Origin of the sequence: Leifsonia xyli subsp. xyli str. CTCB07, from assembly GCF_000007665.1 — a bacterium.
GTDB lineage: Bacteria > Actinomycetota > Actinomycetes > Actinomycetales > Microbacteriaceae > Leifsonia > Leifsonia xyli_C.
This window is the reverse complement of sequence record NC_006087.1, coordinates 14523-35298: the sequence shown is the minus strand read 5'-3', so window position 1 is coordinate 35298 and position 20776 is coordinate 14523. Positions and strand designations below refer to the sequence as shown.

The 20776-nt window shown below is 65.2% G+C and carries 19 protein-coding genes, 1 tRNA gene and 2 pseudogenes; 10 read left to right on the top strand and 12 right to left on the bottom strand.

The genetic code is table 11. The features are described 5' to 3' along the window. Window positions 1-136 precede the first annotated feature (136 nt). Genes LXX_RS00180 through mmsA form a run of 3 tightly spaced genes read right to left on the bottom strand, consistent with a single transcriptional unit; the run spans window position 137 to window position 4174 of the window. Window positions 137-1231 (bottom strand): substrate-binding domain-containing protein, encoded by a 1095-nt coding sequence (locus LXX_RS00180; protein WP_041766797.1) that lies wholly within the window; start codon window positions 1229-1231, stop codon window positions 137-139. A 43-nt stretch (window positions 1232-1274) separates the two neighbouring features. Then, the gene (gene mmsB / locus LXX_RS00175; protein WP_011185140.1) at window positions 1275-2624 is read right to left on the bottom strand and encodes a multiple monosaccharide ABC transporter permease; all 1350 of its coding nucleotides are present in this window, start codon (window positions 2622-2624) and stop codon (window positions 1275-1277) included. Window positions 2625-2626: 2 nt separating this feature from the next. Continuing rightward, the gene (mmsA, locus tag LXX_RS00170; protein ID WP_011185139.1) at window positions 2627-4174 is read right to left on the bottom strand and encodes a multiple monosaccharide ABC transporter ATP-binding protein; all 1548 of its coding nucleotides are present in this window, start codon (window positions 4172-4174) and stop codon (window positions 2627-2629) included. Window positions 4175-4459: 285 nt separating this feature from the next. On the opposite strand from mmsA, the pseudogene LXX_RS00165 reads away from it, so the two are divergent. Next, window positions 4460-5273: pseudogene (locus LXX_RS00165) on the top strand (shikimate 5-dehydrogenase). Here LXX_RS00165 and LXX_RS00160 read toward each other — a convergent pair. From LXX_RS00160 to LXX_RS00150, 3 genes and pseudogenes are all read right to left on the bottom strand, one after another. Next, complete coding sequence (locus tag LXX_RS00160) at window positions 5234-5890, bottom strand: LPXTG cell wall anchor domain-containing protein (RefSeq protein ID WP_041766791.1); 657 nt, start codon at window positions 5888-5890, stop codon at window positions 5234-5236. The pseudogene LXX_RS00165 and the gene LXX_RS00160 sit on opposite strands and share 40 nt — an antisense overlap. A gap of 3 nt (window positions 5891-5893) precedes the next feature. Beyond that, window positions 5894-6235 (bottom strand): annotated as a pseudogene (locus LXX_RS00155) (family 10 glycosylhydrolase); the annotation flags it as partial. A 490-nt stretch (window positions 6236-6725) separates the two neighbouring features. After that, window positions 6726-6809: transfer RNA gene (locus tag LXX_RS00150), tRNA-Leu, on the bottom strand. Window positions 6810-6961: 152 nt separating this feature from the next. On the opposite strand from LXX_RS00150, the gene LXX_RS00145 reads away from it, so the two are divergent. From LXX_RS00145 to pknB, 7 genes are all read left to right on the top strand, one after another. Continuing rightward, entirely contained in the window at window positions 6962-7675 is a 714-nt protein-coding gene (locus LXX_RS00145) for an FhaA domain-containing protein (protein WP_011185136.1), read from the top strand. Next, window positions 7672-8229, top strand: a complete 558-nt coding sequence (locus tag LXX_RS00140; RefSeq protein ID WP_011185135.1) for an FHA domain-containing protein FhaB/FipA — start codon at window positions 7672-7674, stop codon at window positions 8227-8229. The genes LXX_RS00145 and LXX_RS00140 overlap by 4 nt, the downstream gene beginning before the upstream one ends. A 3-nt stretch (window positions 8230-8232) precedes the next feature. After that, complete coding sequence (locus tag LXX_RS00135; protein WP_011185134.1) at window positions 8233-9477, top strand: PP2C family protein-serine/threonine phosphatase; 1245 nt, start codon at window positions 8233-8235, stop codon at window positions 9475-9477. Beyond that, window positions 9464-10858, top strand: coding sequence for an FtsW/RodA/SpoVE family cell cycle protein (locus tag LXX_RS00130; protein WP_041766789.1), 1395 nt, complete (start codon window positions 9464-9466; stop codon window positions 10856-10858). Before LXX_RS00135 ends, LXX_RS00130 begins: the two co-directional genes overlap by 14 nt. Before the next feature lies 1 nt (window position 10859). Then, window positions 10860-12314 (top strand): peptidoglycan D,D-transpeptidase FtsI family protein, encoded by a 1455-nt coding sequence (locus LXX_RS00125; RefSeq protein ID WP_041766782.1) that lies wholly within the window; start codon window positions 10860-10862, stop codon window positions 12312-12314. Then, window positions 12311-14032: a serine/threonine protein kinase gene (locus LXX_RS00120; RefSeq protein WP_011185131.1), complete on the top strand. Its 1722-nt coding sequence runs from the start codon at window positions 12311-12313 to the stop codon at window positions 14030-14032. Before LXX_RS00125 ends, LXX_RS00120 begins: the two co-directional genes overlap by 4 nt. Before the next feature lie 72 nt (window positions 14033-14104). After that, on the top strand, window positions 14105-15802 hold the full coding sequence (pknB, locus tag LXX_RS00115) for a Stk1 family PASTA domain-containing Ser/Thr kinase (RefSeq protein WP_011185130.1): 1698 nt from the start codon (window positions 14105-14107) through the stop codon (window positions 15800-15802). A 30-nt stretch (window positions 15803-15832) separates the two neighbouring features. Here the strand turns inward: pknB and LXX_RS00110 are convergent, their stop codons facing one another. From LXX_RS00110 to LXX_RS00100, 3 genes are read right to left on the bottom strand one after another with little or no spacing between them, the layout of a single operon-like run. Then, window positions 15833-16471 (bottom strand): anthranilate synthase component II, encoded by a 639-nt coding sequence (locus LXX_RS00110; protein ID WP_011185129.1) that lies wholly within the window; start codon window positions 16469-16471, stop codon window positions 15833-15835. Next, window positions 16468-16626: a hypothetical protein gene (locus LXX_RS14685; RefSeq protein ID WP_041766776.1), complete on the bottom strand. Its 159-nt coding sequence runs from the start codon at window positions 16624-16626 to the stop codon at window positions 16468-16470. Before LXX_RS14685 ends, LXX_RS00110 begins: the two co-directional genes overlap by 4 nt. 4 nt (window positions 16627-16630) lie before the next feature. Further along, window positions 16631-17449, bottom strand: coding sequence for a class E sortase (locus LXX_RS00100; protein ID WP_223227668.1), 819 nt, complete (start codon window positions 17447-17449; stop codon window positions 16631-16633). Window positions 17450-17556: 107 nt separating this feature from the next. Here LXX_RS00100 and LXX_RS00095 point away from each other — a divergent pair, with 107 nt between their 5' ends. Beyond that, on the top strand, window positions 17557-17817 hold the full coding sequence (locus LXX_RS00095; RefSeq protein WP_011185127.1) for a cell division protein CrgA: 261 nt from the start codon (window positions 17557-17559) through the stop codon (window positions 17815-17817). Window positions 17818-18035: 218 nt separating this feature from the next. Here LXX_RS00095 and LXX_RS00090 read toward each other — a convergent pair whose 3' ends face one another. Together LXX_RS00090 and LXX_RS00085 are read right to left on the bottom strand one after the other, a co-directional pair. Beyond that, window positions 18036-18893 carry a rhomboid family intramembrane serine protease gene (locus tag LXX_RS00090; protein WP_011185126.1) on the bottom strand — a complete coding sequence of 286 codons (858 nt, stop codon included), beginning with the start codon at window positions 18891-18893 and terminating at the stop codon, window positions 18036-18038. Between the two features lie 23 nt (window positions 18894-18916). Then, window positions 18917-19456 (bottom strand): peptidylprolyl isomerase, encoded by a 540-nt coding sequence (locus LXX_RS00085; protein ID WP_011185125.1) that lies wholly within the window; start codon window positions 19454-19456, stop codon window positions 18917-18919. Between the two features lie 122 nt (window positions 19457-19578). Here LXX_RS00085 and LXX_RS00080 point away from each other — a divergent pair, with 122 nt between their 5' ends. Continuing rightward, window positions 19579-20136, top strand: a complete 558-nt coding sequence (locus tag LXX_RS00080; RefSeq protein ID WP_041766772.1) for a hypothetical protein — start codon at window positions 19579-19581, stop codon at window positions 20134-20136. 203 nt (window positions 20137-20339) lie between these two features. Here LXX_RS00080 and LXX_RS00075 read toward each other — a convergent pair whose 3' ends face one another. Next, complete coding sequence (locus tag LXX_RS00075) at window positions 20340-20762, bottom strand: NUDIX hydrolase (protein ID WP_176714829.1); 423 nt, start codon at window positions 20760-20762, stop codon at window positions 20340-20342. Between the last annotated feature and the right edge of the window lie 14 nt (window positions 20763-20776).

Sequence of the window (20776 nt, the reverse complement as noted above, 5' to 3'; positions counted from 1 at the left end):
ATGTGGGTAGTAATGTGGGGACCATACCCATCAATTCCTTGCCAATAAAAGGAACTGAACCACTCACCGTTTCCGGGAGAACGAAAGAGGCCGGGCCCTGTTGCACGGGGCCCGGCCTCCACCGGTGGGTGCCGCCTTATTCGGTCAGCGGCTCCAGGGTCGGGTCGTTGGCGTACGCCTCGGCCGCGTTCTCCTTGGTGACGATGACCGGCTTCAGCAGGTAAGTCGGGACGACCTTGACGCCGTTGTTGTACGATTTGTCGTCGTTCGTCTCGGGCTTCTTGCCCTGCTGCAGGTCGGAGACCATCGCGATGGCCTGCTTGACCAAGTTGCGGGTGTCCTTGTTGATGGTCGAGTACTGTTCGCCCGCCATGATGGACTTGACCGACTCGGCCTCCGAGTCCTGACCGGTGACGACCGGGATCGGCTTGCCAGCGCCCTTCACCGAAGTGATGATGGCGCGGGCCAGGGTGTCGTTCGGCGACAGGACGCCGTCGAGTTCGGTGGACGCGTAGTTGGCCGCCAGCAGGTTGTCCATGCGGGTCTGCGCATTGGCCGGCAGCCAGCCCTGGGTGGCGGTCTGCTTGATGTCGGTCTGCTTGGAGACGACCGTCAGCGTGCCATCGTCGATCTTCGGCTGGAGGATCTTCATAGCGCCGTCGAAGAAGACCTTCGAGTTGGCGTCGTCCGGCGAGCCGGAGAACAGCTCGATGTTGTACTTGGTCTTGTCCGGGAAGCGCTTCTTCATCCCGTCGAGGAGGGCCTGGCCCTGCAACTCGCCGACCTTCTCGTTGTCGTAGGCGACGTAGTAGTCGACATTCGGCGTGTTCAGGATGAGGCGGTCGTAGGCGATGACCGTGGCACCCGCATCGTGAGCCGCCTTCGCCTGCGCGGCGAGCTGACCGCCGTCGACAGCGCCGATGATGATGACCTTGGCGCCGTTGGTGATCATCGACTGGATCTGCGACTGCTGATCGGCGACAGCGCCGGACGCGCCGGCGTACTGCACATCGCCCTTGAAGCCCGCGTCCTTGAGGCCGTTGGTGAACAGGTCGCCGGCGAGCACCCAGTTCTCCGATGTCTTGGTCGGGAGGGCCACACCGATGGTCGCGCCCTTGTCGAAGCCGGACGCCGTGGATGAGCCGGACGAACCATCGCGGCTGGAGCAGCCCGACAGGACGAGCGCAGCAGCAGCGGCAGCGGCCACTGTCGCGAGTGCGATCTTGCGCATTCTTTTCTCTTTCTCTCTGTGGATGTGGTGCAGGGGAAGTGGATCAGTTCGTGAGCGAGCGCGACGACTCTTCGGCGGCGCTGGAGGTCGGGAGGACGGCGGGCTGGTCGATGCCGACAGCGTCCGTCGCAGACTCAGGGCGGCGACCGCCGCCGAAGAGCCGGCCGATGAGCGATGGACCGCCACGGCGGTTCGAGTAGACGTCGACACCGACCGCGATCAGCAGCACGAGGCCCTTGATGACCTGCACCCAGTCGCTCGTGACGCCAAGCAGCTGAAGGCCGTTGTTCAGGACGGCGATCACGAGACCACCGACGATAGAACCGGCGACGGTGCCGATGCCGCCGGAGACCGCGGCACCACCGATGAACACAGCGGCGATCGCGTCGAGCTCCCAGCCGAGGCCGTCCTGCGGGCCGGAGGAGACCGAGCGGGCGACGGCGATCATTCCGGCGAGCGCGGCGAGCACCGACATGTTCATCATCACGAAGAAGTTGACGCGCTTGATCTTCACACCCGACAGTTCCGCAGCGTGCGAGTTGCCACCGACCGCGTAGATGTGCCGGCCGAAGATCGTGCTGCGCGTGACGAACGAGTAGACGATGATCAGGACGCCCAGGATGATGCCGGAGACCGGGAACGAGGTGCCGACGCGACCTCCCGCGAAGAGGAAGGTGAAGTAGACGACCAGGGCGTCCAGCACTATGACCTTGAACGTGCTCACCCAGAGCGGAGCCTTGTCGGAGCCCATTTTGGTCTGCGTACGGCGGGTGCGCATCTCAAGCAGCACGATGACGATGGCGATGATCAGGCCGAGCAGCAGTGTGGAGTTGTTGTAGCCGGTGTCCGGTCCCCACTCGGGGAGGAAACCGCCGCCGATGAAGGTGAAGCCGTCCGGCACCGGGATGGTGTTCGCGCTGCCGATCAGCTGGTTCAGGCCGCGGAAGATCAGCATGCCGGCCAGCGTCACGATGAACGCGGGCACGCCGATGTAAGCCACCCACCAGCCCTGCCACGCGCCGATGGCCACGCCGATGACGAGACCGAGCAGGACGGCGAGAGGCCACGGTACGTGCCACTCGGTCATCGCCTTGGCCACGACGATGCCGACCGCCGCCGCGACCGAGCCCACCGACAGGTCGATGTGCCCGGCGATGATCACCATGACCATGCCGATCGCCAGGATCAGCACGTACGCGTTCTGGTTGACCAGGTTGATGAGGTTGACCGGGTCGAGCGTCTTCCCGTCCGTCAGGATCTGGAACAGGACGACGATGACGACGAGCGCGCCCAGGATGCCGAACTGCCGTCCAGTCGACTGCCCGCCGCCGAACATCTTGCCCAGGTCGCGGATACCGCCCGACTTCTTCTTCGCGGGGATCTGTGTGCTCATGGTTATCGGGTTGCCTTCTTCTTGGCGGATGTCATGCTTTTCAGGAGAGCCTCGGGCGTGGCCTCGAGAATCGGGAGCTCGTCGGTGATCTGTCCCTCGAAGATCGTGTAGATGCGGTCGGAGATTCCGAGCAGCTCGGGAAGCTCGGACGAGATGACGATGACGCCTTTCCCCTGGGCGGCCAGTTGCTGGATGATCGCGTAGATCTCGTATTTAGCGCCGACGTCGATGCCGCGCGTGGGCTCGTCCAGGATCAGGATGTCCGGGTCGGTGAACATCCACTTGGCCAGGACGACCTTCTGCTGGTTGCCGCCGGAGAGGGTCGCGACGCCGCGGTCGACATCCGGTGTCTTGATGCGGAGACTCTTGCGGTACTCCTCCGCGACCGCGTACTCCTTTTGATCGTCGACGACACCGCGCGTGGCGATCTTTTTGAGCTTCGCGGAGACGATCGACTGTTTGATGTCGTCCAGGAGGTTGAGACCGAGAACTTTGCGGTCCTCGCTCACGTAGGCGAGACCGTTGTCGATGGCTTCGGAGACGGTGCGAACCTGAATCTGCTTGCCGTCCTTGTAGAGCTCACCGGAGACGAAGGTGCCGTAGGAGCGGCCGAAGACGCTCATCGCGAGTTCGGTTCGACCGGCGCCCATGAGCCCCGCGAAGCCGACGATCTCGCCGCGGCGGACAGTGAAGCTGGAGTTCTTCACGACCAGGCGCTCGGGGTCCTGGGGATGCTGGACGACCCAGTTGCGGACCTCGAAGAGAACCTCGCCGATGTCGGGGGTGCGGTCCGGGAAGCGGCTCTCGAGCGAGCGGCCGACCATCCCACGGATGATGCGGTCCTCGTCCACGCCGTCCGCTTTCACGTCGAGGGTCTCGATCGCGCGGCCGTCGCGGATGATCGTGATCTGGTCGGCGACTTTCTCGATCTCGTTGAGCTTGTGGCTGATGATGATGGAGCTGACGCCCTTGTGCTTCAGGCCGACGATCAAGTCGAGCAGGTGAGCCGACTCCGCCTCGTTCAGGGCGGCGGTCGGCTCGTCCAGGATGAGCAGTTTGACGTGCTTGTTGAGCGCCTTGGCGATCTCCACGAGTTGCTGCTTGCCGACGCCGATGTTCTTGATCTGCGTGTCGGGGTCGTCGCTCAGTCCGACGCGGGCGAGCAGTTCGACGGCGCGCGATTTGGCCTCACGCCAGTCGATGACGCCGAAGCGGACCGGTTCGTTGCCGAGGAAGATATTCTCGGTGATCGAGAGCTCGGGGATCAGCGCGAGCTCCTGGTGGATGATCACGATGCCCTGCTGCTCCGAGGACTTGATGTTTTTGAACCGCATGATTTCGCTCTGGTAGACGATGTCGCCGCTGTAGGTTCCGAACGGGTAGACGCCGGAGAGGACCTTCATCAGCGTGGATTTGCCCGCACCGTTCTCACCGCAGATCGCGTGGATCTCTTCGGCGCGGACGGTCAGGGAGACATCCTCCAGAGCTTTGACCCCGGGAAATTCCTTGGTGATGGCACGCATCTGCAGGATGACTGCGTTCGACAGCATCGTCGCTCCTCGATGTAATTCGTTCTCGTTCTGCATCTTTACATGCATAGATGCGCTTCAGTAGTAAACGATACATCTGGTCTTATCGTCAAACACGTAGAGACAACGGATCGATAACGACGCCCCTCGCCATGCCTCAGCCGCCCCTCCGCTCGTGCCCAAAAGGAAGGGCCTTCGCAACCGGCGGATTCCAGTGGTTGTTGCAACACGACGATTAGCTGGCGAGTAGTTTAGCGAGGCGCTCGGCTGGGCTGAGCCCGAGCGAGCACCTGCGAGAATATCGACATGCCCATCCTGAACAAAGACATGCAGGTCTGCATCTCTCTCCGGACGTCCCAGCAACATCGGCACACGGTTCCACAATTTCCTGTACGACGAGTTGGGACTCAACATCGTCTACAAGGCGTTCACGACCGACGACCTCGACGGCGCCGTCCGCGGCATCCGCGCGCTCGGCTTCCGCGGCTGCTCGGTCTCCATGCCTTTCAAAGAGGCCATCATTCCCCTGGTCGACATCCTGGAGCCGTCCGCGCTCGAAATCGAGTCGGTCAACACCGTCCTCAACGAGGGCGGCCTGCTCTCGGCCTCCAACACCGACTACGAAGCGGTCGCGCAACTGCTCGCCGAGCACCGTGTGGACACCGCCAAACGCGTGCTCGTCCGCGGCTCGGGCGGCATGGCCAAAGCCGTCGTCGCGGCCTTCCGCGGGAGCGGCTTCGACGATCTGACCGTCTTCGCCCGGAACGAGCAGGCCGGGCTGGCTCTGGCCAGCAGGTACGGCTACCGCTGGGTAGCCGGGGAACCAGCCGCCGAGTTCGATGTCATCGTGAACGTCACACCGCTCGGGATGCGCGGCGCCGACGAAGACGCCGTCGCCTTCGGCGAGGAGCACATCCGGCGCGCCGACACCGTGTTCGACGTGGTCGCTTTCCCCGCGGAGACACCCCTGATCGCAAAGAGCCGCGCCGCCGGCAAGTCGCTGATCACTGGAGCGGAAGTGATCGCGTTGCAGGCGGCGCGGCAATTCGAGCGCTATACCGGCGTCACGTTGACGCCCGATCAGATCGTTCGCGCCTCCGAGTTCTCGCGCGCCGAGTAGCGGCGGCGCAGCAGCAGAGCCACTCCCCCGGCGGTCAGCAGACCGGCCGCGATCAGCATGCTCGGCACGACATCGGAGCCGGTGTCGGCGAGGTTTCCGGTGCGTCCCGCCGCACTCGTGACAGCCGAGTTCTGCGAGTCGCCCGTCGTGGCCGGGGGCTCGATCGTCTCCGGCGCCGGGGGCGTAACGACCTCGGCGGCCGGCGAGACGCGAGCCGTCTCGTTCATCGCATGGTCGAGCGCCGCGACGGAGACCGTGCCAGCGGCGCGTGCGCCGCCCAGCTCGAACGAGTAGTCCGCGTCGCCGTTCGTGTATACGACGCGCTGAAGCAGGTCGTCCCGGCACACAACGAAGACGCGCGTCACACCCGCCGACCCATCGCTCCAGCTCACCACGCTGCCGTTCAGCGCGACACCGGTCGGGGCCTTGAGCCCGGCATTCGCCTTGGTTGGATCGGCCGGCGTCAGGGCGCGCTGAGCGTACATCTCGCCGAAGATCCGCTCGATCGAACGGTTCTTGGCCTCCATGGAGGTCAGAGCGGCCCCGGTGAGGCCCTCGGTCGACCCCGGAACGATGTCGCGGTAGCTGAACAGCACGGAACCGCTGACGTTCTTCAAGGTCTAGTTGAAGAGCAGCTGATTCGGAACCTCGTCCGGGTTGGTCCACGCCACTTCCTTGGGTCCGAAGAGGGTGTACTTGTAGTTCGGCTGACCGATGTAGAGGCGCACGTTCGTGCCCTCGACCGCGTTGTTCCACCAGCGCGCGATCTCACCGTATGGCGCCACGGGCTGGTCGGAGCTCCAGTACACCTGCGGAACGATGTAGTCGAGGATGCCGGCCTTCACCCAGCCGAGGGTGTCCGCGTAGACCTGCTTCGAGTACGTGGACGACGAACTCGTCGGTGTGTCCGAGCCTCGCGAGTCGTTCGCCTTGTGCTCCCAGATCCCGAACGGGCTCACCCCGAACTGGACGGCCTTGCCGGTCTCCTCGTTGTGCTCACCGCGCGTACCAGGCCGCGAACCGTCCGCTCATGGTCGCCCCTATTCGTTAGTGTACTAACGAGTCTAGCGCAGCGCGATCGAGCCCGATCCCAGCTTCCCGAACCCTGCTCATCCCCACGGATGACCCGATCCCCGTCCACAGCCCGATGTCCGGCGACGCGGCCGTCCGATGGACTGGGCATGTCGGCCAGGCGGTGAAGGGGAAAGGGGAAAGACGATGACCACGCTGGATCACAGGCTCGCGCACACAGGGCGGCGCGGAAGCCTCGGGCGCGCGATACGCTCGCAGTCCTGCGGGACAAGACGGTCGGGAACGCCTCTCTGCGGCTGTTCGCAGCACTCATCGTCATCGCGGCCGGCGCCACACTGCTCGTTTCCCCACCGCGATCGCCCTGACTCCGGGCCGGAACGAGTGAAGACCCCCGACTCCTCGGGGGTCTTCACTCGTTCGTGCGCGAGGGGGGACTTGAACCCCCACGCCCTTGCGGGCACTGGCACCTGAAGCCAGCGCGTCTGCCAATTCCGCCACTCGCGCGAACCAGGAGACTGTAGCACGGTGACGTCTCTGACTACGAATCGCGCTCCCTCCCCGCGAGGCATCTTCCATCAATAGCCAGCCGGGATGAGGTGCCTTTCCATCCGTTCCGACTAACATGCATGTAGCTGGCAAGCCGGGAGCGGGAGACTGTGGGCATACTGGACAACTTCGAGCGGGGGCTTGAGCGCGCCGTAAATGGAGCGTTCGCGAAGACATTCCGCTCTGGGCTACAGCCGGTAGAGCTCACCAGCGCGCTCCGCAAAGAGCTGGACACTCGGGCCGCTGTGGTCTCCCGCGATCGGGTGCTGGCACCCAACCGGTTCGTGCTCAGAATGTCGCCCGCCGATCACAAGCGTATGGGCTCGATGGGCATAGCGCTGACCGACGAGCTGATCGCGTTCGCGCAGAAGCACGCCACCGCCCAGCACTACCAGTTTGCCGGGGGGCTCTCGGTCGAACTGCGGGAAGATCCGGACATCGCGGTCGGGATGCTGGAAATTGACTCCGAGAATGTCAAGAGCGAAATCGCCTGGACGCCCGTACTGGATGTGAACGGCCAGCACCACCCGCTGACACACGCCCGCACGGTGGTCGGCCGCGGCAGCGAAGCCGACATCACGGTCGACGACACCAGCATCTCCCGCAAACACGTCATGATCACCTGGGACGGCAACCGCGCCCAGGTGGAGGATCTCGGTTCCACGAACGGCTCGAAATTGAACGGGGAGCCGTTTGGGAAGGCCATCCTCGAGCCCGACTCGGTCATCGCCCTCGGCCGGACCCGGATCGTGTTCCGCGTGCTGCCGCAGGCCGCGCCCGTCAGCGGCGACACGAACCGTGACAACTTCTGGGGGCCGTCGTGATCCCGTCCGAGCTCACCCTCCTCGTGCTCCGGTTCGGCTTTCTGCTGCTGCTCTGGCTGTTCGTCTTCGGCATCGTCTACGCACTGCGCACCGACCTGTTCGGCCAGCGCGTTCGGAAGCTCACCGAGGCGCAGGCGGCGGCGTTCCCCGCTGCGCCGCCCGCCAGGGTGGCCGAACCCACCGCGACGGTTCTGCAACACGCGCCCGTCTCCACTCTTCCCGCCGGCGCCAACATGGCGGGCGGCACGAAAGCGAGCGTTCAGACCGCGCACCGGCTCGTGATCTCCTCGGGCCCACGTGCGGGCACCGAGCTCGCCCTCGGCCGCGATCCGATCACCATCGGCCGCTCGAATGAGTCCGGTCTCGTGATCCGCGACGACTACACCTCGACCCACCACGCCCGCCTGCTGCTGTGGAACGACGAGTGGATGATCCAGGATCTCGACTCCACGAACGGCACATTCCTCGACGGCCGCCGCGTGACCGTCCCGACCCAGGTCCTGCTCGACACCCCGATCAAGATCGGGACGACCACGTTCGAGCTGCGACGGTAGGCCGTGGCTGCGAACAGAGCAGCGGCTGTCTCCCACGTCGGGAAGATCCGCTCGAACAACCAGGATTCCGGCTACGCGGGCCGGGACCTCTTCGTCGTCGCCGATGGGATGGGCGGCCACGCCGGCGGCGATGTCGCCAGCGCGATCGCGATCGGCCGCATCCGCGAGGCCGACAGGGACTACGCGACAGCGTCGGAGGCGGAGTCCGCGCTGCAATCCGCGCTGATCGCCGCGAACTCGCTCCTCGCCGAGACCGTGTTCGAGCACCCCGAGCTGACCGGGATGGGCACGACGGTGAGCGCGATGATCCGTGTCGGCGACCAGGTGGCGCTCGCGCACATCGGCGATTCCCGCATCTACCTCTTCCGCACGGGCAAACTCAAGCAGGTCTCCACCGACCACACATTCGTGCAGCGTCTCGTGGACAGCGGCCGCATCACCGAAGAGGAGGCGATGGTCCATCCTCGCCGTTCCGTTCTGATGCGCGTGCTCGGCGATGTGGACGCCTCTCCCGAGATCGACACCTGGACTCTGGAGACACGACCCGGCGATCGATGGCTGATCTGCTCCGACGGGCTCAGCGGCGTCGTCAAGCACGACGACCTCCAAGCGGCGCTAGCCGCCAAAGACAGCCCGAAGCAGGTGGCCGACAAGCTCCTGAAGCAGAGCCTGGAAGCCGGCGCCCCCGACAACGTCACCGCCGTCGTCCTCGACATCGGCGATGTCTCCCGCGGCGATGTCATAAAGGACCCGGTCATCGTGGGTTCCGCCGCCGCGCCGTTGCAGTTCGGCGAACCCAGACCGGTCACCCGCGCCTCACGGCTGCCCACCCTGCGCATCCACCCCATCCGCCCGGCCACCGGCCCCACCCACTTCGAGTCGGAATCGGAGGGCTACCTCGACGAGCTCATCGAGGAAGACGCCCGCCGCTTCCGCCGGCGGCGGCTGACCTGGAGGATCGGGCTGGCCGCGCTGCTCATCGCCATCGCCGGCGGCGTGCTCGTCAGCTACCAGTGGACCCAGTCTCGCTACTTCGTCGGTGTGTCCTCCTCAGGCAATGTCGCCATCTTCCAGGGCGTGCAGCAGAACCTCGGCCCGATCGTGCTCTCGCACGTCTACAAGGAATCGGATGTTCCCGTCAGCGCCCTCACCGCCTACGACAAGCAGCTCGTGCAGCAGACCATCAACGCCGACAACCTCGCCGCGGCGCAGACCATCGTGGACAGGCTGAGCAATGTCCGGCAATAGCGTGGGCGAGCGTCGCCGGGCAAGATCGGACATCGGTCCGGTCAAACGGTTGCGCCTGCCAGCGAAACAGCGCAACCTGGAACTGTTCCTCCTGATCATCGCCTGCGGAATCAATGCCGCGGCGATCGTGCTGGTCCAGCTCGGCGCACTGGGCCACATCAACCTCACGCTGGTCTACTTCGGTGCCGGCCTGTCCGCGATCGTGATCGGGATGCACATCGCCCTGCGCTTCGTCGCGCCGCAAGCGGACCCGTTCCTTCTCCCGATTGCGTCAGTGCTCACCGGAATCGGCATCGCGGAGATCTACCGCATCGACATCCACTTCAAGGTGACCGGCTGGAACGCGGACGGCATCAAGCAGATCGCCTGGGCCGGGATCGCCATCGTCTGCGCCATCGCGGTCATCGTCGTCATCCGGAACCACCGCGTGCTGCAGCGCTACACGTACATCTTCGGATTCGCCGCGCTGGTGTTGCTCCTTCTGCCCATGCTTCCCGGCATCGGCAAGGAGATCTACGGCGCGCGCGTCTGGATCGGGATCGGGCCGTTCAGTTTCCAGCCCGGCGAGATCGCGAAGCTCTGCCTCGCCGTGTTCTTCGCGTGCTACCTCGTGCAGGCACGCGACTCGCTCTCGGCGGTCGGCAAGAAGGTGCTCGGCATCCGCTTCCCGCGCGCCCGGGACCTCGGCCCCATCCTGATCGTCTGGCTGATGTCGGTGGCAGTCATCGTCTTCCAGCGCGACCTGGGCACCGGTCTGCTGATCTTCGGCCTGTTCCTCGTGATGCTGTACGTTGCGACCTCACGGATCAGCTGGGTCCTCCTCGGCCTGCTGCTCATCGTTGGCGGCGCTTTCGTCGCGAGCCAGGTTCTCGTCTACGTCCACGACCGCTTCGAGAACTGGCTGATCCCTTTCTCGCAGCGCGTGTACCAGGAGGAAGGCGGTTCGTACCAGCTGGTGCAGGGCCTGTTCGGCCTGGCGCACGGTGGCCTCATCGGCACCGGACTCGGCCAGGGCCAGCCGTGGGTCACGCCGGTCGCCCGCAGCGACTACATCATCGCGAGTCTCGGTGAGGAGCTCGGCCTGGCCGGTCTCTTCGCGCTCTTCGCGCTCTACCTCGTCTTCGTCGCCCGCGGTTTGCGCATCGGGTTCGCTGGACAGGACGATTTCGGCAAGCTCCTCGCCGTCGGGCTTTCTTTCACCGTCGCGCTGCAGTGCTTCATCGTGATCGGCGGCGTGACCCGCGTGATCCCACTGACCGGTCTGACCACACCGCTCCTCGCGGCGGGCGGTTCCTCGCTCGTCGCGAACTGGATCATCGTCGCTCTGCTCCTGCGGCTCTCCGACACCGTCCGCAACCAACCCCGACTGGTGGTGAGCTGAGATTAACCGCGAGATCAAACGCGTCAGCACGGTCGTGCTGGCGATGTTCCTCGCCCTGCTGGTGTCGACCTCCATCATCCAGGTGTTCCAGACGGATGCGCTGGCCGCGGACGCACGCAACACCCGCGCACGGAACGACAGCTACGCGGCCCAGCGCGGCGCCATCCTCGTCGCCGGCCAGCCGGTCGCCCAGTCCGTCCCTTCGACCGATATGTACAAATGGCAGCGCGTCTACTCGAACGGCCCGCTCTACTCCGCCGTCACCGGGTTCTACCCGATCAACGGCGAAGCGACCGGGCTCGAAGGCGCTCTGGACGACAAGCTGAGCGGCACCTCGAACTCGCAGTTCTTCGACCGCATCAATGCCATTCTCACCGGCAAGAACCCTCAGGGCGCCAGTGTGGAGACGACGATCGACCCGGTGGCGCAACAGGCCGCGTGGAATGCGCTCGGCGACCAGCGGGGCGCCGTCGTGCTCCTGGATCCGAAGACCGGCCGCATCCTCGCGATGGTCTCGAAGCCGAACTATGACCCCAACACGCTCGCCGGTCATGACACCGAAGCCGTCAACGCCACCTACCAGCACCTGCTCGAAGCCTCCGGCGATCCGCTCATCAACCGGACCATCGGCGGCAACCTCAACCCACCGGGCTCGACGTTCAAACCCGTCATGAGCGCTGCGGCCTTCGGCACCGGCGACTACACCGAGAACAGCCAGCTGCCCAACCTCGCTTCGCTCCAGCTGCCCGGCTCGGCGACGATCGTCAAGAACGACTCGCTCTCCACTTGCGGCCCGGGCGAGACTGTGTCGATCGCGACGGCTCAGATCCTCTCCTGCAACATCCCATTCGCGGAGCTTGGAATGCAGCTGAAGCCGGAGGTCATCAAAGACCAGGCGGACAAGTTCGGCTTCAACCAGCCGCTGAGCATCCCCATCCCGGTGGCGAAGAGTACCTACCCGCTGTATGCCGACCCGGCGCAGCGCGCTCTGGGCTCGTTCGGGCAGATGAACGACCAGGCGACCCCGCTGCAAATGGCGATGGTCTCCGCCGCGGTCGCCAACGGCGGAAAGCTCATGACCCCGAACCTGGTGGACTCGATCCGGTCGGCCGACCTGCAGACGATCGAGAGCTTTCAGGCGAGGGAGTTCTCCGAGCCGATGAGTCAGCCGACCGCTGACACGATCAAGCAAATGATGGTGGACGGCGTTGATCGCGGTGTGGCAAGCAATGCAAGAATAGACGGGGTCCAAGTCGGTGGGAAAACGGGAACGGCGCAGAACGGGGCGAGCGACCCGTACACGCTTTGGTTCACCGGATTCGCGCCGGTCGATAACCCTCGATTCGCTGTGGCAGTTGTCGTGGAAAATGGCGGTGGACGTGGTCAGAGCGGCACAGGCAACCAGATTGCCGCGCCGATCGCGAAGAAAGTACTAGAGGCGGTGCTGAATAAATGAGACCCACAGCAGGGCTCACCTTCGGAGGACGTTACGAACTGCAATCGCGGATCGCGATCGGCGGGATGGGCGAGGTCTGGCAGGCCACCGATCTCGTCATCGGGCGCACGGTGGCGATCAAGATCCTCAAAGACGAGTACCTCGGCGACCCGGGCTTCCTCGAACGTTTTCGCGCCGAGGCCCGTCACGCTGCGCTAGTCAACCACGAAGGCATCGCGAACGTCTACGACTACGGCGAAGAAGAGGGCAGCGCCTACCTCGTGATGGAGCTCGTGCCCGGGGAGGCGCTCTCGACCATCCTGGAGCGCGAGCACATCCTCAGCACCGACCGCACGCTCGACATCGTCGCGCAAACCGCCGCCGCACTGCATGCGGCGCACGCCGCCGGTCTCGTTCACCGCGACATCAAGCCGGGCAACCTGCTGATCACGCCGGACGGCCGGGTGAAGATCACCGACTTCGGGATCGCGCGCATCGCCGACCAGGTGCCGCTCACCGCGACCGGTCAGGTGATGGGAACGGTCCAGTACCTCTCGCCCGAGCAGGCGTCGGGCCATCCGGCCTCACCGACTACGGACATCTACTCGCTCGGCATCGTCGCCTACGAATGCCTCGCCGGCCGGCGGCCGTTCACCGGCGAGTCGCAGGTCGCGATCGCGATGGCCCAGATCAACGAGGCTCCGCCGGAGCTGCCCGCCATCGTGGCCGAGCCGGTCCGCAACCTCGTCTTCACCTGCATCGCGAAGAACCCCGCCGACCGCCCCTCTTCCGCCGCGCACCTCGCCCGCGCCGCCCAGGCGCTGCGGAGGGGGGATGTGCGTGCCGCCGCTGCCTCAGTCCCCGCGATCCTCGGCGCAGCCGCCGCGACGGACACCTCGACCGTGCTCATGACCTCGTCCGGCGGCGCGGCGACCCAGGCGACGGCCATCCTGCCTTCCGCCGCCGGTCACAGAGCCGGAGAGCAAACGACAGACGAGGAGGCGGAAGAAAAGAAGCGCAGCCCCTGGACATGGCCGCTCATCGCGCTCATCGCGCTGCTCGCGCTCGTCTTGATCGGCACGATCATCGCACTGCTCGTTCAGCCGAACGACAAAACCCCGGAGACTCCGACCGGCACGGCCCACTCGACCCCGGCCACAACACCGACACCGGTGGCGGTGGCGGCGACCACCCCACCCAGCACGACGGCTCAGATCGCGGAGGGGGATTTCGTCGGCCTGACCGCCGACCAGGCGCGCCAAAGGCTCGACACTCTCGGCATGGTGACCGATGTCCAGACCGGCAGCGCCGCAACCGAAAGCTCGAAAGTGAGCACGGTCTACTCCGTGAACCCGACGGGCCCGGTTCCGAAGGGCACCACGGTCACGGTGAAGGTCTATGGGCCGGTCACCCCGATCCCGACTCCGGGCGACAGCGTCACCGTGCATCCGCCGTCGGGCCAGGGCACGGCCAACTCGCAGATCGTGGTCTCGTTCGGCTCTGCAATCTGCCCCGCCGGACAGAGCCTCACGGGTCGCGCACTCTATGTCAACGGCCAGAAGCAAACGCCAGTGAACGACACCAAATTCACCTGGTCGCCCAGCAACGCCGGGGACTATTCGCTGACGTACACCATCTTCTGCAACCAGGGCGAGTCGGTTGAATCGGCTCAGTCGGCAGCGGTGGACTACAAGGTGCTCCCCGCCACCGGACCGGTCAATCCGCCGTCCTCGCCCTGACCCCCCACACGAGGGAGTTCCCCAGAATCAGCCCGCTAAACTAGCCGGAGCCACCGCCGGAAGGAGTTCGTCTTGAGCATAGATGGCCGCCTGCTCGCAGGCCGATATCAGGTGGGCGAACTCATCGGGCGTGGTGGAATGTCGGACGTCCACCGGGGGACGGACACCCGCCTCGGCCGCACGGTGGCCATCAAGCTCCTCAAGCCGTCGCTGGCAACCGACCCGTCGTTCCGCACACGGTTCCGGCAGGAGGCCCAGGCAGCGGCGCGCATGGCGCACCCGACGATCGTCCGGGTCTTCGACGCCGGCGAGGAGACCGTCCGCGAGACCGACGGCCACGAAGCGCAACTGCCCTTCATGGTCATGGAGTACGTCGACGGCGTGCTCCTGAAAGACCTCATCAAGGCCGGCACGCTCGAGACCGAGGAGACTGTTCGGATCACCGATGGCATTCTCACGGCCCTCGAGTACTCGCATCGCGCCGGCGTGGTACACCGCGACATCAAGCCCGGCAACGTGATGATCACCAAGTCCGGGCAGGTCAAAGTCATGGACTTCGGCATTGCCCGCGCGATCAGCGACTCCTCCGCGACAGTCGCCCAGACGACCGCCGTGCTCGGAACCGCGAGCTATTTCTCGCCCGAGCAAGCCAAGGGCGAGTCCGTGGACGCACGCACCGACCTCTACTCGACCGGTGTCGTCCTGTTCGAGATGCTGACCGGTCGACCGCCGTTCCGCGGCGATACCCCGGTGGCGGTCGCTTACCAGCATGTGAGCGAGACCGCCGTCGCCCCCAGCACGATCAATCCCAAGGTGTCACCGGCGATGGATGACGTGGTGGCACACTCCCTCGCCAAAGATCGCTTCGAGCGTTTCCAGACAGTCGCGGAGTTCCGCACCCACCTCGAAGAGGCCGCCGCCGGCCGTGTCCCGCGCCGAAAAGGGGCCGAAAAATTCTCCAAGACGCTGTTCGGCGCCCCGCCGAGCGAGGTCTCCGGCCCGGAGGCGGCATTCCGCCAGCTGGCGGAGGACCAGACGATCACCAGGACGCAGCGCCGTCCCCCGGTCATCTGGATCTGGGCGGGCGTCGCGGTCATGGCAGTGGTCATCGTCGCGGTGCTCGCGTGGGTGCTCCGCCTCGCACCGAGCGTGACCATGCCCGAGACCTCACGCGAGGTGCCGAGCCTCACCGGCCAGACGATCGACGCCGCCACCAAGCAGCTCGAGGGCCTCCGGTTGAAGTGGACACAGACGACCGAGACGAGTTCCATCTATCCCGAGGGCCAGATCATGCGCACAGATCCCGCCCCCGGCATCGTCGTCGCCACCGGCGACACCATCAATCTCTTCGTTTCCTCCGGCAAGAAGACGGTCACCGTGCCCGATGTTCACAACATGACGGTGGATGCTGCGAAAGCCGCCCTCGAAGCGGCCGGGCTCGCTCTCGGTCCGACGACGACCGAGAGCTCAGCAACGATCGGAGCGAACATCGTCCTGTCGTCCACTCCGGCCGCGGGCGGCTCCGCGCACGAGGGTGACTCCATCGCACTCAGGGTCTCCAGCGGCAAAGTGACCCTGACCGATCTCACCGGTCAGTCGATATCAGCAGCGACAGGCGTCTTGCAGCAGCTGGGGCTCACAGCGCAACCGAAGGCCGACCCCAGTTGCCCGCAGGACAAGGGCGCGCCGATGGTGCGCACCCAGTCCGTGACTCCTGGCGACGTTCCTCAGGGCACCACGGTCGAACTGACCTACTGCACCGGAAGCTGAGCGGAGGGCTCAGGACAAAGTGCTGTGTCGTCAGCTGTGCTTGACGCGCGGGTTGAGCGAACGCGCTGTCTCGGCCGCACCAGTGATTCCGGCCACCTCTAGCCAATTGCCCAGCATGCGGTAGCCGCCCTCGGTGAGCACCGACTCCGGGTGGAACTGCACCCCGTAGATCGCCACGTCCCGATGCTGCAAGGCCATGATGACACCGCCCAGCGTGCGCGCCGTGACAACGAGCTCCTCCGGAAGAGTGCCCTCCACGACCGCCAGAGAGTGGTAGCGCGTCGCTGTGAAGGGCTGGGGGACCCCGTCGAAGAGAGTGCTGCTGTCGTGCTCGACCAGCGAGGTCTTGCCGTGCATCAACTCTTCTGCGTTGGTGACGCCGCCGCCGAAGGCCTCCGCGATGGCCTGGTGTCCGAGGCAGACGCCGAGCAGCGGCTGCCCGCTCTCGAAGGCTGCTGTCACAGCCGGAATGGACACACCAGCGTCCACGGGCTTGCCCGGGCCTGGTGAGACCAGCACAGCGTCGTACTCGGCTAGCCGGGCCGTGAGCTCTTCCACAGGGATGTCATCATTCCGGACGACATCCGTCTCGGCCCCGAGCTCAAGCAGGTAGCCATTCAGCGTGTAAACGAAGCTGTCGTAGTTGTCGATGACGAGAACACGAGTCACGACCCCACGGTACCTTCCTGAGGGCCCAGAAGCGAATCCACCCAGGGGAAGACCCAGATCACAAGGCAGAAAAGCGCCGCCGCCACCAGGACGAGCAGAACCAGAACACGCAGCCAGATCGGCCCCGGCAGGATGCGCCAGAGAGCTCCATACATTTTTTCAGCCTCCGTTCACCGCTGCCGCGATCTCAGCCGGAATGTCTTGAGCGGGAGCGAACCTCTCGAACACGTTGTATGCGATCAACCGTTCCCCCGAGTGGAAGGGCGGGTTGCAGGTCGTGATGGTCATCAGGCGCTCCACCGGCTCCACCTCGGGATGCCGCGGAACCGCAGCGATGACCTGGATGGCAGACGGCTGCACATACTCGAAATTGCGGAACACGTACGTGTACCAGCCGTCTTTCGTCTGCACGTAGATCCGGTCGCCAATGTGCAGCTTCGACAGATCGATGAAGGTGTTTCCCCATCCGGAGTCGTGCCCGGCGACGGCGAAGTTTCCGACCTGGCCCGGCATTTGCGTGTCCGCGTAGTGCCCAACGCCGGCCGTGTAGCTGTTGAGCACTCTCTGCACGTCGACGGTCTGGCGGATGCTCCGCTTCCAGTCGGCACCGAGCCTCTGGATGTAGATCACCGCGAACGTCTCGTAGTCCGCCGGCTGTGCCATCACAGGGGGGGTGATGGTTCCGTCCTCCGACGGCGCCGGGGTAGGCGCCGGGGTCGTGAGCGCATCGTTGACCCATTGCTGGCTCTGTTTGGCCGCTGCCGACGTCTGCTGGCCCGCCATGACCAGATTGTTGAACCAGAGCTGCCAGCCGAGGAAGAGCCCCACGAGAACGCCAGCCGTGATCAGCATCTCGCCCACGACCCCGAGGAACGTGATTCGAGGGGCCAGGGGAGTCCTCTCCGACATCGACCTTCTGCTCGCGCGGCCGCCGCGCGGCCGCCGCAGCTCGGGTTCGGGCTCGGTCGGAGTTGTCATATAGCAAATTCTATGACGCCCGGGGGTTTGGAAGCCGGGTATTCCCCGGGAACAGCAACCGATCGGACTAGCAAACCCTAAGACCGGTACCGCTACACTGATGTGCTATGGCACGCAGCAAGTCGAAGACAAAGCCCGACCGCTCCACCCGTCCCGAGCGCAGTTCGCTGGCCTCCGGCGAAGAAGCGCCCAACCCGGTCTGGTTCAAGCCCGTCATGTTCGGCTTCATGCTGCTCGGCCTGGTCTGGATCATCGTCTTCTACATGAGCCAGAACCAGTACCCGGTTCCCGCGCTGGGGCCGTGGAACATCCTCGTCGGTTTCGGAATCGCCTTCATCGGGTTCCTCATGACCACTCGGTGGCGCTAGCCGCCTCCGCTGCCGGTGAGGGCTCGGTCGATCTCGCAGATCGGCCGGGCCCTCACCGGTTCCAGCCAGTTATTCACAGTGCTCATCCACACTGTTAAGAGCCAGGTGTACTCGTTCTCCCCAGTGTTAATAAGCCTATGGAGAGTTACAACCGTGTAATTATCCCCACTGTTAATAAGACTGTGGATAACTTATCCACCTTTGTGGGAACCCGCTCGCTAGAAGAAATGCAGCAGGCTCACCGCGATGAGCAGGGCGCAGAGCAGAGCGGTGAGCGACAGCTGCCACCGCCGACGGCTCGGCTTCGACGTCTCGACGTAGATCAGGCCGAGCAGCAGGCCGCCGATGAATCCGCCGATATGCGCCTGCCAAGAGATGTTGAGACCGGGGATGAAGCCGATCGCCAGGTTGATGGCGACCAGGGTAAGAATCTGCGTCGCGTTACCCCCCAGCCGCCGCTGAATGATGAAGAACGCCCCGAACATCCCGAAGATCGCACCAGAGGCGCCGAGCACCCCCTGACCGGGAGGAGTGATCAGCAGCACAGCCAGCGAACCAGCGAAACCGGCGATGAGGAAGAGCGCGGCGTAGCGCAGCCGGCCGAGCATCGGCTCGAGGGCGATACCGAAGACCCACAGCGTGTACATATTCAGCGCCAAGTGAATGAGGCTCGCGTGTGCGAAGAGCGACGTCAGCATCCGCCACGGCTCGAACGCGATCAGCGGCGACAGCGAACCGGTCGGGTGGGAGTACCCGCCCGCATAGATCAGTGCGCTCTCGATCCGCCCGCCGACGATCGGCGCATTCTGCAAGAGAAAAACCACCACGCAGACGGCGATGATCGCGTAGGTGACGACCGGTGCGCCCGGCGCGGTCACCCGGGTGAGCCAGGCCGGTTTCGTGCGCGGTGCTGTGGAGCGCTGCTGGGCCATGCACTCGGGGCACACGACGCCGACGGCGGCCGGTGTCTGGCACTCCCCGCAGATCGTCCGCTCGCACCGCTGGCAGAGCACATAGCTCACACGACCGGGATGCCGGTAGCAGGTGCTCATCGGCGCACCGACGGGCTGAGACATCGTTCAGCTCCGCCTCTCCGCTCTCAGACCTGCTCGATTTCGACCGATTCGATGACGACGTCATCGAGCGGGCGGTCGCCGGCATCGGTCGGGACCTCGGCGAGCTTGTCCACAACCTTGCGCGAAGCGTCGTCCGCGACCTCGCCGAAGATGGAGTGCTTGCCCTGCAGCCACGTCGTCGGACCGACCGTGATGAAGAACTGCGAACCGTTGGTGCCGCGTCCGCCCGGGCTTCCTGCGTTGGCCATGGCGAGCATGTACGGCTGGGCGAAGTCGAGCTCCGGGTTGATCTCGTCGTCGAACTGGTAGCCCGGGCCGCCGATGCCCTGTCCGATCGGGTCGCCGCCCTGGATCATGAAGCCGGGGATGATGCGGTGGAAGATCACGCCGTCGTAGAGCGGAGTGTTCGTCTTCTCGCCCGTGGCCGGGTGCGTCCACTCGATCTCACCGGTCGCCAGCCCCGCGAAGTTCCTGACCGTCTTTGGAACGTGGTTGCCGAAGAGGTTGACCTTGATGTCTCCGTAGTTAGTGTAGAGCGTGGCGACAGCAGTGTGCTTAGACATGGCACCAATTCTTACACAGAGCCTGTGGAGGACCAGGGTCCGGTCCGGGTCTCTCGGACCATCCCCAGGGCTTTCGATGGCAAGATGGAGTCAGTTCGCCACCGACGCAATGGAGGTCCAGGATGAGCCTGACACGGAAGCGCAAGAAGGAGCTCAAGCGATTGCGCAGAAGCGCCGAGGAGCTGTGGGGTCGTCAGCAAGAGGTCCTTTCGAGCGCGAACGCTCTCGCCAGCGAGGCAAAAAGGCAGGCCGCTCACTACACCCGCGAGGAGATCGCGCCGCGCGTCCGTGACTGCTACGACAGCTACCTGCGTCCCGCGGCGGAGTCTGCCCGCGCGAGCGCCAACCGCTACATCGGAATCGCCCGTGACCGCATCGTGGGCGATGTCATCCCCGCGGTCGGCACCGCGGTCGGCACGGCGCTCTCGGTCGTGGACCACGCCCGAGCGGCCCGCTCGGCCGCTTTCACCGGAGACGTCAGAAGAGCCGGCAGGGAGCTCACCCGCCGTGCTTCGGTCGCGAAGCAGAGATCAGGCCCCGGCGCCGGTGGTGTCATCGCGATCGGCCTCGGTGTGATCACTGCGGCCGGACTCCTCTACGCGGTCTGGCAGACCTTCCGTGCCGACGACGAACTCTGGGTCTCCGACGAGGAGCCCACGACACCGCCCGTCTCCGAGTAAAGCGAACGTCCACGAAGGTCTCGGGCCGAATGAGGCGTCTCCGGGATGTCTGGCGATGTGGATCGTCATCCCGCAGAAGAACCTCGCCTCGCTGTCATGGCATGAACTGTCGTTCCGGTGCTGTGGTTGCTGTGAGGGTGATCAGGAGGGGAGAGCTCTGAGCAACCTGAAGTGGACCCGGCCGGCGGACGGGCGTTGCGCGGCTATCCGCTGGTCAGCCCGGCCATGCTGAGAACAGTGTCGACAAGGTCAACGCGGTGGCTCGGTATCCCGTCGAGCGGAAACCATGCCGCTTCATCGGTGGAGCCGCCGACTTCGTTGGTCAGGGTGCCGCCGACCACTTTGGCCCGGTAGACGATCCGGAGCACGTGGAGGGGTACTGCACGCAGTTGGAACCGCGCCTCAGCCGGGATGACCTTGGAGTCGAGGCCGAGGAGTTCCCCTGCTTCGGCCTCGAAACCGGTCTCCTCTGCGATCTCGCGCACCACAGCGTCCACCGGGTCCTCACCCGGCTCGATTCCGCCACCGGGGAGCGTCCACCCCGATCGGCCGCGCTCGTTCCAGTGGGCGAGCAGAACGCGGTCCCCGTCCACGATGACACCATAGGCAGCGATCCTGATATCCACTCTGGTCACACTAC

Coding starts and splice junctions, on each gene's coding strand:
- LXX_RS00120 (WP_011185131.1), top strand. CDS start 12,311: ATGAGACCCACAGCAGGGCTCACCTTCGGAGGACGTTACGAACTGCAA.
- LXX_RS00080 (WP_041766772.1), top strand. CDS start 19,579: ATGAGCCTGACACGGAAGCGCAAGAAGGAGCTCAAGCGATTGCGCAGA.
- LXX_RS14685 (WP_041766776.1), bottom strand. CDS start 16,626: ATGTATGGAGCTCTCTGGCGCATCCTGCCGGGGCCGATCTGGCTGCGT.
- LXX_RS00130 (WP_041766789.1), top strand. CDS start 9,464: ATGTCCGGCAATAGCGTGGGCGAGCGTCGCCGGGCAAGATCGGACATC.
- mmsB (WP_011185140.1), bottom strand. CDS start 2,624: ATGAGCACACAGATCCCCGCGAAGAAGAAGTCGGGCGGTATCCGCGAC.
- LXX_RS00090 (WP_011185126.1), bottom strand. CDS start 18,893: ATGTCTCAGCCCGTCGGTGCGCCGATGAGCACCTGCTACCGGCATCCC.
- mmsA (WP_011185139.1), bottom strand. CDS start 4,174: ATGCTGTCGAACGCAGTCATCCTGCAGATGCGTGCCATCACCAAGGAA.
- LXX_RS00085 (WP_011185125.1), bottom strand. CDS start 19,456: ATGTCTAAGCACACTGCTGTCGCCACGCTCTACACTAACTACGGAGAC.
- LXX_RS00100 (WP_223227668.1), bottom strand. CDS start 17,449: ATGACAACTCCGACCGAGCCCGAACCCGAGCTGCGGCGGCCGCGCGGC.
- LXX_RS00180 (WP_041766797.1), bottom strand. CDS start 1,231: ATGCGCAAGATCGCACTCGCGACAGTGGCCGCTGCCGCTGCTGCTGCG.
- LXX_RS00095 (WP_011185127.1), top strand. CDS start 17,557: ATGGCACGCAGCAAGTCGAAGACAAAGCCCGACCGCTCCACCCGTCCC.